At 61.2% G+C, this 12420-nt stretch carries 15 protein-coding genes; 7 read left to right on the top strand and 8 right to left on the bottom strand.

The window, feature by feature from the left end; all coding sequences use genetic code 11:
* Positions 1 to 45 precede the first annotated feature (45 nt).
* Both erpA and argC read right to left on the bottom strand, forming a co-directional pair.
* Positions 46 to 396 (bottom strand): iron-sulfur cluster insertion protein ErpA, encoded by a 351-nt coding sequence (gene erpA, locus C4K39_RS20015; protein ID WP_011063789.1) that lies wholly within the window; start codon positions 394 to 396, stop codon positions 46 to 48.
* A 168-nt stretch (positions 397 to 564) separates the two neighbouring features.
* The gene (argC, locus tag C4K39_RS20010) at positions 565 to 1599 is read right to left on the bottom strand and encodes an N-acetyl-gamma-glutamyl-phosphate reductase (RefSeq protein ID WP_068575543.1); all 1035 of its coding nucleotides are present in this window, start codon (positions 1597 to 1599) and stop codon (positions 565 to 567) included.
* 136 nt (positions 1600 to 1735) lie between these two features.
* Between argC and hemJ the strand changes: the two genes are divergently transcribed.
* The 6 genes from hemJ (at position 1736) to coq7 (ending at position 6235) form a co-directional block, all read left to right on the top strand.
* Positions 1736 to 2167 (top strand): protoporphyrinogen oxidase HemJ, encoded by a 432-nt coding sequence (gene hemJ / locus C4K39_RS20005; RefSeq protein ID WP_053137565.1) that lies wholly within the window; start codon positions 1736 to 1738, stop codon positions 2165 to 2167.
* Positions 2168 to 2199: 32 nt separating this feature from the next.
* On the top strand, positions 2200 to 3168 hold the full coding sequence (locus C4K39_RS20000) for an NAD(P)H-dependent flavin oxidoreductase (protein WP_124347253.1): 969 nt from the start codon (positions 2200 to 2202) through the stop codon (positions 3166 to 3168).
* 95 nt (positions 3169 to 3263) lie between these two features.
* A complete protein-coding gene (locus C4K39_RS19995; protein WP_124347252.1) occupies positions 3264 to 4211 on the top strand; it encodes a DUF805 domain-containing protein in 948 nt (315 codons plus the stop codon).
* Between the two features lie 61 nt (positions 4212 to 4272).
* A complete protein-coding gene (locus tag C4K39_RS19990) occupies positions 4273 to 5061 on the top strand; it encodes an SDR family NAD(P)-dependent oxidoreductase (protein WP_068575549.1) in 789 nt (262 codons plus the stop codon).
* 73 nt (positions 5062 to 5134) lie between these two features.
* Positions 5135 to 5473 (top strand): histidine triad nucleotide-binding protein, encoded by a 339-nt coding sequence (locus tag C4K39_RS19985; protein WP_124347251.1) that lies wholly within the window; start codon positions 5135 to 5137, stop codon positions 5471 to 5473.
* Between the two features lie 114 nt (positions 5474 to 5587).
* Positions 5588 to 6235 carry a 2-polyprenyl-3-methyl-6-methoxy-1,4-benzoquinone monooxygenase gene (coq7, locus tag C4K39_RS19980; RefSeq protein ID WP_068575551.1) on the top strand — a complete coding sequence of 216 codons (648 nt, stop codon included), beginning with the start codon at positions 5588 to 5590 and terminating at the stop codon, positions 6233 to 6235.
* Positions 6236 to 6304: 69 nt separating this feature from the next.
* Here coq7 and C4K39_RS19975 read toward each other — a convergent pair whose 3' ends face one another.
* Complete coding sequence (locus tag C4K39_RS19975; protein ID WP_058434063.1) at positions 6305 to 6727, bottom strand: OsmC family protein; 423 nt, start codon at positions 6725 to 6727, stop codon at positions 6305 to 6307.
* A 236-nt stretch (positions 6728 to 6963) separates the two neighbouring features.
* On the opposite strand from C4K39_RS19975, the gene crp reads away from it, so the two are divergent.
* Positions 6964 to 7608: a cAMP-activated global transcriptional regulator CRP gene (crp, locus tag C4K39_RS19970; RefSeq protein WP_068575553.1), complete on the top strand. Its 645-nt coding sequence runs from the start codon at positions 6964 to 6966 to the stop codon at positions 7606 to 7608.
* Here crp and C4K39_RS19965 read toward each other — a convergent pair.
* The 5 genes from C4K39_RS19965 to trpE form a co-directional block, all read right to left on the bottom strand.
* On the bottom strand, positions 7605 to 8306 hold the full coding sequence (locus C4K39_RS19965; protein ID WP_124347250.1) for a lipoate--protein ligase family protein: 702 nt from the start codon (positions 8304 to 8306) through the stop codon (positions 7605 to 7607). The genes crp and C4K39_RS19965 overlap by 4 nt on opposite strands.
* A 68-nt stretch (positions 8307 to 8374) precedes the next feature.
* Entirely contained in the window at positions 8375 to 9211 is an 837-nt protein-coding gene (trpC, locus tag C4K39_RS19960) for an indole-3-glycerol phosphate synthase TrpC (protein ID WP_068575557.1), read from the bottom strand.
* On the bottom strand, positions 9208 to 10257 hold the full coding sequence (gene trpD, locus C4K39_RS19955; protein WP_068575558.1) for an anthranilate phosphoribosyltransferase: 1050 nt from the start codon (positions 10255 to 10257) through the stop codon (positions 9208 to 9210). The genes trpC and trpD overlap by 4 nt, the downstream gene beginning before the upstream one ends.
* A 9-nt stretch (positions 10258 to 10266) precedes the next feature.
* Complete coding sequence (locus tag C4K39_RS19950) at positions 10267 to 10860, bottom strand: aminodeoxychorismate/anthranilate synthase component II (RefSeq protein ID WP_068575560.1); 594 nt, start codon at positions 10858 to 10860, stop codon at positions 10267 to 10269.
* A 13-nt stretch (positions 10861 to 10873) separates the two neighbouring features.
* Positions 10874 to 12361: an anthranilate synthase component I gene (gene trpE, locus C4K39_RS19945; protein WP_124347249.1), complete on the bottom strand. Its 1488-nt coding sequence runs from the start codon at positions 12359 to 12361 to the stop codon at positions 10874 to 10876.
* Between the last annotated feature and the right edge of the window lie 59 nt (positions 12362 to 12420).

Raw genomic sequence — 12420 nt, 5'->3', positions numbered from 1 at the left:
AGGACCCTGGGTCCTGCGGCGCTAGAGAAAGCTTTTGCTGCCTGACTAGATCGAGAACGAAGACCCGCAACCACAAGTAGTCGTGGCGTTAGGATTCTTGATCACGAAACGCGAGCCTTCCAGGCCTTCCTGATAATCCACCTCGGCACCTGCCAGGTACTGGAAACTCATCGGGTCGACAACCAGGCTCACACCTTCGCGCTCAACGATGGTGTCATCCTCGGCTACTTCTTCATCGAAGGTGAAACCGTACTGGAACCCCGAACAACCGCCGCCCGTAACGAATACGCGCAGCTTCAAGCGATCATTCCCCTCTTCATCGACCAGGGTCTTCACCTTGTGCGCTGCACCTTGAGTGAATTGCAAAGCCGTGGGGGTGAAGGATTCAACGCTCATGCTGACTATCTCCCGGCGTTACGCCGCCATACTGCGTGATGACGCGCATTATCCGCTTCTCCCAGAAAAGCGGTCAACTATTGTTACGGTATATCAATAGTCGTACAGCAATGCCCATGACGCAAAAAGGCCCGTCAAACGGGCCTTTTTTCCAGCGCAACAGCAACCTTAAGGCAGCATGCCCGCATGGGACAGCCCCAGGCGCTCATCCAGGCCGAACAGGATGTTGAGGTTCTGCACCGCCTGGCCAGAAGCTCCCTTGACCAGGTTATCGATCACCGACAGCACCACTACCAGGTCGTCACCCTGCGGCCGGTGCACGGCAATACGGCAGACATTGGCACCCCGCACGCTACGGGTCTCCGGGTGGCTGCCCGCGGGCATGACATCGACGAACGGTTCATTGGCGTAGCGCTTCTCGAACAGGGCTTGCAGATCGACCGACTTGTCCACGACGGTGGCATAAAGCGTGGAGTGGATACCACGGATCATGGGTGTCAGGTGCGGCACGAAGGTCAGGCCGACATCCTTCCCCGCCGCACGGCGCAGGCCCTGGCGGATTTCCGGCAGATGGCGATGCCCTTTGACGGCATAGGCCTTCATGCTCTCGGAGGTTTCGGAATACAGTGAGCCCACGCTGGCACCACGACCTGCTCCGCTGACACCCGACTTGCAGTCGGCGATCAGGCGGGACGTATCAGCCAGGCCGGCTTCCAGCAGAGGCAGGAAACCCAGTTGGGTCGCCGTTGGATAGCAACCCGGCACCGCAATCAGGCGCGCCTGCTTGATCTTTTCGCGATTGACTTCCGGCAACCCATAGACCGCCTCGTCCAGCAGCTCGGGAGCGCCATGAGGCTGGCCATACCACTTGGCCCACTCATCGGCGTCTTGCAGGCGAAAGTCTGCCGACAGGTCGATGACCTTGGTTCCCGCCGCCAGCAGCTCGCCAGCCAAGGCATGGGCGACACCGTGGGGGGTGGCGAAAAACACCACGTCACAAGCGCCCAGGGTCTTGATATCCGGCACGCTGAAGGCCAGGCCGTCATAGTGACCGCGCAGGTTCGGGTACATGTCGGCAACGGCCAGGCCCGCTTCGGATCGCGAGGTGATGACCTCTACCCGTGCCTGTGGGTGTTGTGCCAACAGACGCAACAACTCGACCCCGGTGTAACCCGTGCCGCCGACGATACCGACCTTGACCATAAACCTTGCCCTCAACGAACCCACTGGAAAGCTGCCGATAATAGGGGCGGTAACCCCCTGCGACAACCGTCAAGGTGACGTATGGACGCTCTAGCCTCTACTATCGCGCCACCGTGAATCTGGGGGATAACCAAAAATGCTCTATCTATGGCTCAAGGCCTTTCATATCGTCAGCGTGGTCTGCTGGTTTGCCGGCCTGTTCTACCTGCCGCGCCTGTTCGTCTATCACGCCCAAAGCGAGGACAGCATCAGCCGCGAGCGTTTCTGCGTCATGGAGCGCAAGCTCTATCGCTTCATCATGGGCCCGGCAATGATCGCGGCACTGGTCTTCGGCATCGGGCTGATCAGCCTCAACCCCGGAGCCTATTTCAGCCAAGGCGGCTGGATGCACGCCAAGCTCACCCTGGTCGTGATCCTGATCGGCTACCACCACATGTGCGGCGCGCAGGTTAAGCGCTTCGCCCGTGGCGAAAACGCCCGCAGCCATGTCTTTTATCGCTGGTTCAATGAAGTACCGGTTCTGCTATTGCTGGCTATTGTAATTCTGGTCGTCGTCAGACCGTTCTAACTCTATCTAGCTGCTTTCCCGGGGGTATACCGATGTCTCTGCCCGCTTTGCTCGAACAACGCTTGCGCCTGCCCGTGGTGGCGGCTCCGATGTTCCTGATCTCCAATCCGGAACTGGTCCTGGCCTGCTGTCGCAACGGCGTGGTCGGTAGCTTCCCGGCACTCAACCAACGCGAAAGCAGCGGTTTCAAGGCCTGGCTGGAGGAGATCGAAGCGGGCCTGGCCATCCTGGAGAATCCCGCGCCCTATGCCGTGAACCTGATCGTGCACAACAGCAACCCACGGCTGCAGGCAGATCTGGAAATCTGCATCGAGCACAAGGTACCAATCGTCATCACCAGCCTCGGGGCAGTCAAGGAGGTGGTGGATGCCGTACATAGCTACGGTGGCCTGGTATTCCATGACGTCACCACTCGCCGCCATGCCGAGAAGGCCGCACAGGCCGGAGTCGATGGTCTGATCGCCGTAGCCGCCGGTGCCGGTGGCCACGCCGGAACCTGGAGCCCATTCTCGCTGGTGGCCGAGATCCGCCAGTTTTTCGATAAAACCCTGCTACTGGCCGGCTGCCTGAACCACGGCCACGAGATTCTCGCCGCCCAGGTCCTCGGCGCCGACCTGGCCTACCTCGGTACCCGCTTCATCGCCACCACCGAGAGCCACGCCCCCCAAGGCTACAAGGACATGCTGTTGGGCTCACAAGCCGCCGATATCGTGCACACCGCCGCAGTCTCCGGGGTGCCCGCCAGCTTCATGCGTCAAAGCCTGGAGAACGCCGGCTTCGATATGGCCGCACTGCAAGGCAAGGGTGAAATCAACTTCGGTTCCAAGCTCAAGCCCATCAGCGATGAAGCCAAGGCCTGGAAAACCGTTTGGTCAGCCGGCCAAGGCGTCGGTGAAATCGGCGACCTGCCCAGCGTCGACCAGTTGATCCAGCGGCTGGACAAGGAATATCGCAACGCCCTGGAACGCTCGGCACAGCTACCCAAACGCTGGCCACGATAACCAGTTCTCATAGTTTTTTGGCCAGCCAGGGGGCGCTGGCCTTAAACTACGTGTCTTTGCTGTAAGCCTTCATTTCAAGTGACAGGGATGCCCCCATGAGCGAAACCCGCTACAAAATCGTCTTCGACGGCACATTGTTGCCAGGTGTCGAAAAAACCACGGCACAACTGAACCTCGCCGAGCTGTTCAAAACCGACACGGCCGCAGTGGAACGCCTGTTCAACGGGCAACCGGTAGAGCTCAAGCGCGACCTGACCCAGGCCGATGCACAGCGCTATCTGGAAGCCCTGAAAAACGCAGGGCTCGATGCCCGGATCGAAGCCGAACCGACCCTGGAGCTGAGCCTGGAAGCGGTCACCCCGGCAGCTCCTCGTCCAGCCACCGTGGCGGACTCGCCTTATGCACCACCACAAGCCTCGGTCGGCGATGCCATCCCTCAATACGCGATGCTCAACGTCTTCAGTTTCGAAGGGCGCATCGGTCGCCTGCGCTACCTGGCCTGGACCCTGGTACTGACCGTCGCCTTGCTGGCCGTGATCGGGGTCGGCGCGCTGTTCGGAGCGATCACCGCGACCCTGCTCAACTCCACGCTGCTCATGGGGCTGGGCATTTTCGCCGGGGTAATCGTATTCATCGGTTTCATCGTCGTCAGCATCCAGATCAGCGTTCAACGCCTGCATGACCTGGGCTGGTCGGGCTGGCTGTGGCTGCTGAACTTCGTTCCCATCGTCGGCAGCATCTTCCCTCTGGTACTGATGGTCAGCCCCGGCAGCAACGTGGCCAACCGCTATGGTGCCCCGCCGCCGCCCAACACCACGGCAGTGAAAGTCCTGTCCTGGATGTGGGTAGTACTGCTGCTGGTGATCATCCTCGGCATGGTGGCCGGCGGCCTGAGCTCCCTGGAAGACCGCTATAGCGAAACCAGCTACAGCGAGTCCTACGACTCCAGCAGTGACGAGGCCGAAAGCGCTGCGACTGATGCAGCAGCGGCCGCCGCAGAAGCCGCCGAGGCCGCGAGCCCTGTAGAATCCGACGAAGAATAGACGCGTCCAAGCCTGCGACCCTCCCTGTCGCGGGCCGTCGGCCGTTGCGATGGAGAACTGCATGACCCGTTACGCTCTGATCACTGGCGCTTCCAGCGGCATAGGCCTGGCCATGGCCGAAGCCCTGGCCCGGCGCGGCCGCAACCTGCTCCTGGTGGCCCGCCAGCGTGATCAGCTGGAAAGTATTGCCCTGGAACTGACCCAGCGCTTCGGCGTCGAGGTTCTGTTCCGCGCCTGCGACCTGGGCGAACCCCTGAGGCTGTCCGGCTTCCTGCTGGAACTGGAAGAAGGCGACCGGCAGATAGACCTGCTGGTCAACTGCGCAGGCATAGGTACCAGCGGCCCGTTCCTGGCCCAGGACTGGATGACCGAGCAGGACCTGATCGAGGTCAACATCCTAGCCCTCACCCGCCTCTGCCATGCGTTGGGCAACAGCATGGCACTGCTGGGCGGTGGCCAGATCCTCAACGTCGCCTCGGTCGCGGCCTTCCATCCGGGCCCCTGGATGAGTACGTACTACGCCAGCAAGGCCTACGTCCTGCATTTCTCCGAAGGACTGCGTGAAGAACTGAAAAAGTGCGCGGTAAAGGTATCGGTGCTCTGCCCTGGGCCGACCCGCACTGGCTTTTTTCATAACGCGCACATGGATACCCAGAAGCTCAAAGACAGCAAATTGCTCATGAGCCCCGAGGAAGTCGCGCTGTATGCAGTACGAGCCCTGGAAAAGGATCGCGCCATCATTATCCCGGGGCGCTTGAACCGCTGGATGAGCCTGGCCAACCGCCTGAGCTCGCGCTGGCTGACCCGCAAGATCGTCGGCTACGTCAACCGGGCCTACTGCCCACGCTAGAGACCATCCGGGCTGGGCGCAGGGCTTGCGCCTGAGTAAACTCAGCCCGGACCAACCCAATGGAGAAACAGCTGTGGATACTCTGTTCACCAAGATCATCAACAGAGAAATACCCGCGAAGATCATCTACGAGGATGACCAGGTTCTGGCCTTCCACGACATCGCCCCGCAAGCGCCGGTGCATTTCCTGGTCATCCCGAAGAAACCCATCCGCACCCTCAACGACCTCACCGAGGACGACAAGGCCCTGGCCGGACATATCCTGTTCACCGCACAGCGCCTGGCCAAGGAGCAAGGTTGCGAGGACGGCTTCCGAGTGGTGATGAACTGCAATGAAATGGGCGGCCAGACCGTCTATCACATTCATATGCACGTCCTGGGTCAACGCCAGATGAGCTGGCCTCCGGGCTGATCGACCCTTCCGGCGCCCTTTCGCCCAACCGAGGCGAAGGTGCGCTGATCCAGCGCAGGTTTCACCCCATCGATTGGAGTAAACTGGCCGCCGTAATACTTCCCGGAGATAAGCATGACTACCCAACGTCACTACTCGCCGATTGACCGCCTGCTGCTGCAGGCCGACATGGCCATGCGTACGCTGCTGCCGTTCAGTGGCCAACCTTATCGCCCGTCGCCGGCCATCGTGCAGCCGGAAGCGCAGATGAGTGACGAGGATACCCGGCACGTCGCCGGCCTGATGCGCATCAATCACACCGGGGAAGTCTGTGCCCAGGCGCTTTACCAGGGCCAGGCCCTGACTGCCAAACTGCCGCAGGTGCGCCAGGCCATGGAACATGCCGCCGAGGAAGAAATCGACCACCTGGCTTGGTGCGAACAACGCATTCGCCAATTGGGCAGTCATCCCAGCGTGCTCAACCCGCTGTTCTACGGTCTCTCATTCGGGATCGGCGCTGCCGCCGGCCTGATCAGCGACAAGGTCAGCCTGGGGTTCGTCGCCGCCACCGAGGATCAGGTCTGCAAGCACCTGAACGATCACCTGGAGCAATTGCCTGCGGAAGATGAAAAGTCCCGGGCCATCCTCGAGCAAATGCGCATCGACGAGGAACACCACGCCGAAACGGCCCTTGAGGCTGGCGGCTTCCGCTTCCCGGCACCGGTGAAGTTCGGCATGAGCCTGCTGGCCAAGGTCATGACCAAGAGTACCTACCGCATCTGAAGCCGCACTCCGGACACAAAAAAGGGCGCTTGAGCGCCCTTTTATTTTGTCCACGAAACCTGCCGGCGCTCAGCCCAGCTCGACAATCTCGTAATCGTGGGTAATGGCGACGCCCGCAGCACCAAGCATGATCGAGGCCGAGCAGTACTTCTCGGCGGACAGCTCAACGGCGCGCTTGACCTGGGCCTCTTTCAAGCCACGGCCCTTGACCACGAAATGCAAGTGGATCTTGGTAAAGACCTTCGGATCCTCGGTGGCACGCTCGGCCTCGAGGAAGGCCTCGCAGCTTTCAACTGCCTGGCGCGACTTCTTCAGGATGCTGACCACATCGAAGTTGCTGCAACCACCTACGCCCAGCAGAAGCATCTCCATCGGACGAACACCCAGGTTACGCCCACCGGCTTCGGGCGGGCCATCCATGACTACCACATGGCCACTGCCCGACTCCCCGAGGAACATGGCTTCGCCAGCCCATTGGATGCGTGCCTTCATCGCCCAGACTCCACTGCTTTAAAAAAGGGTCGCCAGCTTAGCACAGGGTTTTGCACTGGCTGTGAGCTCCATCGTGATGCCAAAAGCAGCCCACATGTAAGAAAATTCTTAAATCTGCATGGGATGTGTCTGTTAAGCTGACGCCAAATGAATGGCGCATCGCCAGCTTTCGACGCCGATGCTTTCCGCCCCATAAGAAAACCACCCATACCGTGCAGGCTTTCCGGGATACAACCATGGTTGCCATTACCCCTACTCCCAAGATTAAAAATCTCGACAAGCTGCTGATGCATTGCCAGCGCCGTCGGTATCAGGCCAAAAGCAACATCATCTGCGCCGGTGATGTGGCCGACAGCCTGTACTTCATCATCAAGGGGTCGGTGACCATCCTCATCGAGGACGATGACGGTCGGGAAATGATCATCGCCTATCTCAACGCCGGGGACTTCTTCGGAGAGTTGGGGCTGTTCGAAGATCCCGGGCATGAACAGCTGCGCAGTGCCTGGGTGCGAGCCAAGGTGGAATGCGAAGTCGCCGAGATCAGCTACGCCAAGTTCCGCGAGCTGTCACAGAACGACCCCGACATTCTCTACGTCCTCAGCGGGCAGATTGCCCAGCGCCTGCGCAATACCACGCGCAAGGTCGGTGATCTGGCCTTCTTCGATGTAACTGGGCGAGTCGCCCGTTGCCTGCTGGAATTGTGCAAGCAACCGGACGCCATGACTCACCCGGACGGCATGCAGATCAAGGTCACCCGCCAGGAGATCGGCCGGATCGTCGGCTGCTCTCGGGAAATGGTCGGTCGCGTCCTCAAGGACCTGGAAGAACGCAACCTGGTACACGTCAAGGGCAAGACCATGGTGGTCTTCGGCACCCGCTAAACCGGCAGGAAGCCCCTGAGCATTTGCCGGTAGAGGCTGTCCAGGCGTGCGATCGCATCCGGGGCGGCAAAAGCCTCATGCAAAGCGATATGACTCTCGGCCCGACAACGCTGCTCCAGGCCGTAAGCCTGATTGAATGTATTGACAGCGCCCACCATCGACTCGCGCTCGTTCTCCAGCAGCAGCGCACCATGCACCAGGCCCACCGGCCTCTGGCCACCTTTGCTCTGGCGCCAGCGCTGGGCTGTACCGACCATCTTGCGGCCATCGAGATTGACGTTGAAGCGTCCGTCACAGAAGGCGCCGTCTACCTCTCCCAGCGAGGGGGTACCGCCCAGCTCACTGAGCAGGTCGCAGATCGGCTGGCACAAGCGGCGATAAGCGGTTTCGATCCGGCCCTGGTCCCCCTCGCTACGAGGCGGGGCATAGACCAATGCGATGTTCACCGTGGCGGCTGACTGAGGCACAGGCTCACCGCCGGTCTCGCGTAGCAAAACCGGCCAACCGTTAGCCTCCGAGGCCAGGCAGGCCTGTTCGAAACCGGTCAAGCGACTCAGGCGTCGAGGCATGACCAGCGCCCGATCGATAGGCTGCCAGAACAGCAGGCCGAACTCCTGTTCGCCGGCACATACCTGGGCCAGCAGATCCTGCTCGGCCTGCAGGCCGGCTTCGACGCTAAGGGCAGTGGGTTGGATCATGGCAATGCAGATTCCTTGGCAATGGATATGAAAAAGCCGGCATCGCCGGCTCATTCATCGTCACAGTTTCAGTCCAGGGTCGACCCCGTGACCGGCAAACCACGCTCCGGGAAAAACAGGCGCTGCAACTCAGTGCCCGGGTTCTCGGCACGCATGAAGGCTTCGCCGACCAGGAACGAATAGACATCGCTGATTTCCATCAGCTCGACATCGGCCCGGTTGAGAATACCGCTCTCGGTGATCACCAAGCGGTCGCGAGGAATCCGCGGCAGCAGGTCGAGAGTGGTTTCCAGATCGACATCGAAGGTGTGCAAGTTGCGGTTGTTGATCCCGACCAGCGGCGTATCCAGGGTTTTCAAGGCCCGTTCCAGCTCATCGCCATCATGTACTTCCACCAGTACGTCCAGGCCAACGCCCTTGGCTACTGCCGCCAGCTCCGCCATCCGCACATCGTCCAGCGCAGCAACGATCAGCAGCACGCAGTCGGCACCCAGCGCCCGGGCCTCGACAATCTGGTACGGATCGATCATGAAGTCCTTGCGGATCACTGGCAGCTTGCATGCCGCCCGAGCCTGCTGCAGATAGCTATCAGCGCCCTGGAAGTAGTCCACATCGGTAAGCACCGACAAACAGGTGGCGCCGCCCTTCTCGTAGCTCCTGGCGATCTCGGCGGGAACGAAGTCCTCACGGATCACGCCCTTGCTCGGCGAGGCTTTCTTGATCTCGGCGATCACCGCAGGGTGCTTGAGCCTGGCCTGCTCTTGCAGGGCCCTGGCAAAACCTCGCGGGGCATCGGCCGCCCGCGCCAGGCTCTCCAGTTCGGCCAGGGTAGTGCGCGCGCTGCGCTCGGCAACCTCTTCGACCTTGCGGGCGAGGATCTTTTCCAGAACTGTCGGCACACTCATCCTTCATTCTCCTGCTTGAACACCGCGGTAAAGGCGCCCAGTTCCTCGAGCTTTTCCCGGGCCAGACCGGTGTGCAAAGCGTCGTGGGCCAGGGCGACCCCTTCTTTGAGGCTACTGGCATGGTCCGCCGCATACAGGGCGGCGCCGGCATTGAGTACGATCATTTCAGCGGCCTTCTGGCCATGCTCGGTCTTGCGCCGCCCCAGGGCATCACGAATCAGCTCCAGGGACGCCGCCGGGCTTTCCACCACCAGGCCGAACAGGCTCTGGCTCTTGATGCCCAGGTCTTCCGGCTGCACCCAATACTCGGTGATCTGGTCGTTTTTCAGCTCCGCGACATAAGTCGGCGCCGCCAGGCTGAACTCATCCAGGCCATCCTGGGAATGCACCACCAGTACATGCTTGCTGCCCATGCGCTGCAACACTTCGGCCAACGGCCGGCACAGGGCTTGGGTGAACACGCCCACCACCTGGTGCTTCACACCGGCCGGATTCGTAAGCGGGCCGAGCATGTTGAACAGCGTGCGCAGGCCCAGGTCCCGGCGCGGGCCGGCGGCATACTTCATGGCGCCATGGTGGGATTGGGCGAACATGAAGCCGATGCCGACGTTATCGATGCAGCGTGCCACCTGCACGGGCGTCAGGTTCAAATAGACCCCGGCCGACTCCAGCAAGTCGGCGCTGCCACTCTTGCCGGATACGGCACGGTTGCCGTGCTTGGCAACGGTGCAGCCCGCGGCCGACACCACGAAGGCCGACGCGGTGGAAACGTTGAAGATGTTGGCACCGTCGCCACCGGTACCGACCACATCCACCACACCGTCGAGGGTCTTGAGCTCGACCTTGTCGGCCAGCTCGCGCATCACCGATACGGCACCGACGATCTCGTCGATGCTTTCGCTCTTCATGCGCATGGCCATCATGAAAGCGCCGATCTGTGCATCGGTGCATTGACCGGTCATGATCTGGCGCATGACATCGCGCATCTCATCGGTACTCAGGTCCAGGTGGCCGACGATACGGCTCAGGGCAGTCTTGATATCCATGAAAAGTCCTTAGCGCGTGCCGCCGCTCTGTTTGAGGAAGTTGGCGAACAGCTCGTGGCCCTGCTCGGTGAGGATAGATTCAGGGTGGAATTGCACACCCTCGATATTCAGTGTCTTGTGGCGCAGGCCCATGATTTCGTCGACCGAACCATCTTCCAGCTGGGTCCAGGCAGTGACTTCAAGGCACTCGGGCAAGGTCTCGCGCTTGACCACCAGGGAATGGTAGCGAGTCACGGTCAACGGCATGTTCAGGCCACCGAACACGCCCAGGTCGCGATGGAATACCGGGCTGGTCTTGCCATGCATCACTTGCCGGGCCCGCACCACCTGGCCACCGAAGGCCTGGCCGATGGACTGGTGGCCCAGGCAAACGCCCAGGATCGGCAGCTTGCCGGCGAAATACTTGATCGCCTCGAGGGAAACGCCAGCCTCGGTCGGCGTGCAAGGGCCAGGCGAAACCACGATGCGCTCGGGCTTGAGCGCTTCGATCTCGGCCACGGTCAGCTCATCATTGCGCACCACCTTCACCTCGGCTCCCAGCTCGCCCAGGTACTGCACGACGTTGTAGGTAAAGGAGTCGTAGTTATCGATCATCAGCAACATAAGTGGAAACTCCTCAAGCCTTGGATGCGGGGGATTGTTCAGCCAGTGCCACGGCACGGAACATTGCTCGACGCTTGTTCAGCGTCTCTTCCCACTCCAGGGTCGGTACCGAGTCGGCGACGATGCCGCCACCGGCCTGCACATGCAGCTCGCCATCCTTGATCACTGCCGTACGGATGGCGATGGCGGTGTCCATGTTGCCGTTCCAGGCAAAGTAACCCACGGCACCGCCGTAGACCCCGCGCTTGACCGGTTCCAGCTCATCGATGATTTCCATGGCGCGGATCTTCGGCGCGCCGGACAGAGTGCCCGCCGGCAGGATCGCCCGTAGTGCGTCCATCGCCGTCAGGCCTTCCTTCATTTGACCGGTGACGTTGGAGACGATGTGCATCACGTTGGAATAACGCTCGATGACCATCTTCTCGGTGAGTTTCACCGAACCGATCTCGGAGACCCGCCCGGTGTCATTGCGGCCCAGGTCGATCAGCATCAGGTGCTCGGCGATTTCCTTGGCATCCGACAGCAGATCCTGCTCCAGGGCCTGGTCGGCTTCTTCGGTAGCACCCCGCGGGCGAGTACCGGCGATCGGGCGCACGGTGATCAGGTTGTCCTCGACCCTGACCAGTACCTCCGGCGAACTGCCCACAACGTGGAAGTCGCCGAAGTTGAAGAAATACATGTACGGCGTCGGGTTGAAGCAGCGCAGGGCCCGGTACAGGTCGATGGGCGCGGCCGTGAAGTCGATGGACATGCGCTGGGAGGGCACCACCTGCATGCAGTCACCAGCCAGGATGTATTCCTTGATGGCCTCCACCGCACGCTCGTAGTCGTCCTGGGTGAAACTGGAGCGAAACACCGGTTCGCCGGCAGGCGGTCGGTCCAGGTCCAGCCCACGGCGCGGCGCGATTGGCTGGCGCAGCTGCTCGAGCAGTTCTTGCAGGCGTGCCTGGCCAGACTCAAAGGCATCGTCCTGGCTCGGGTCGGCCAGCACGATCGTGTGCATCTTGCCCGCGAGGTTGTCGAACACCACCACGGCATCGGAGACCATCAGCAGGATATCCGGCACGCCAAGCGGATCAGGGTTCGGGCACTGGCCCAGGCGCGGCTCCACATAGCGCACGCAGTCATAACCGAAATACCCCACCAGGCCGCCATTGAAGCGTGGCAGGCCGGCGATGGTCGGTACGTTGTAGCGCGCCTTGAATTCTTCGACGAAGGCCAGCGGATCAGCTACTTCGCGGCTTTCGATCTCGACGCCATCATGGGTCACGCTGATCCGGTAGCCGTGCACCCGCAGCACGGTGCGGCACGGCAGGCCGATAATCGAATAACGCCCCCATTTCTCGCCCCCCTGCACCGACTCCAGGAGATAGGAGTTGGGCTGGTCGGCCAGTTTCAGGTAGATCGACAACGGGGTGTCGAAGTCGGCAAGGGTTTCGCAGGCCAGCGGGATACGGTTGTAGCCGGCTGCTGCCAGGCGCAGGAATTCTTCGCGAATCATGGGATGCCTCGTGGCTGAGGGTCTAACAGTCAGGTATGCAAACGTGCCGGCAGGGCCGG

Source organism: Pseudomonas sessilinigenes, from assembly GCF_003850565.1.
Classification (GTDB): domain Bacteria; phylum Pseudomonadota; class Gammaproteobacteria; order Pseudomonadales; family Pseudomonadaceae; genus Aquipseudomonas; species Aquipseudomonas sessilinigenes.
Note: the sequence above shows the minus strand (reverse complement) of the source record. Positions and strands in the feature narration are given on the sequence as shown.

Coding starts and splice junctions, on each gene's coding strand:
- erpA (WP_011063789.1), bottom strand. CDS start 396: ATGAGCGTTGAATCCTTCACCCCCACGGCTTTGCAATTCACTCAAGGT.
- argC (WP_068575543.1), bottom strand. CDS start 1,599: ATGGTCAAGGTCGGTATCGTCGGCGGCACGGGTTACACCGGGGTCGAG.
- hemJ (WP_053137565.1), top strand. CDS start 1,736: ATGCTCTATCTATGGCTCAAGGCCTTTCATATCGTCAGCGTGGTCTGC.
- C4K39_RS20000 (WP_124347253.1), top strand. CDS start 2,200: ATGTCTCTGCCCGCTTTGCTCGAACAACGCTTGCGCCTGCCCGTGGTG.
- C4K39_RS19995 (WP_124347252.1), top strand. CDS start 3,264: ATGAGCGAAACCCGCTACAAAATCGTCTTCGACGGCACATTGTTGCCA.
- C4K39_RS19990 (WP_068575549.1), top strand. CDS start 4,273: ATGACCCGTTACGCTCTGATCACTGGCGCTTCCAGCGGCATAGGCCTG.
- coq7 (WP_068575551.1), top strand. CDS start 5,588: ATGACTACCCAACGTCACTACTCGCCGATTGACCGCCTGCTGCTGCAG.
- C4K39_RS19975 (WP_058434063.1), bottom strand. CDS start 6,727: ATGAAGGCACGCATCCAATGGGCTGGCGAAGCCATGTTCCTCGGGGAG.
- crp (WP_068575553.1), top strand. CDS start 6,964: ATGGTTGCCATTACCCCTACTCCCAAGATTAAAAATCTCGACAAGCTG.
- C4K39_RS19965 (WP_124347250.1), bottom strand. CDS start 8,306: ATGATCCAACCCACTGCCCTTAGCGTCGAAGCCGGCCTGCAGGCCGAG.
- trpC (WP_068575557.1), bottom strand. CDS start 9,211: ATGAGTGTGCCGACAGTTCTGGAAAAGATCCTCGCCCGCAAGGTCGAA.
- trpD (WP_068575558.1), bottom strand. CDS start 10,257: ATGGATATCAAGACTGCCCTGAGCCGTATCGTCGGCCACCTGGACCTG.
- C4K39_RS19950 (WP_068575560.1), bottom strand. CDS start 10,860: ATGTTGCTGATGATCGATAACTACGACTCCTTTACCTACAACGTCGTG.
- trpE (WP_124347249.1), bottom strand. CDS start 12,361: ATGATTCGCGAAGAATTCCTGCGCCTGGCAGCAGCCGGCTACAACCGT.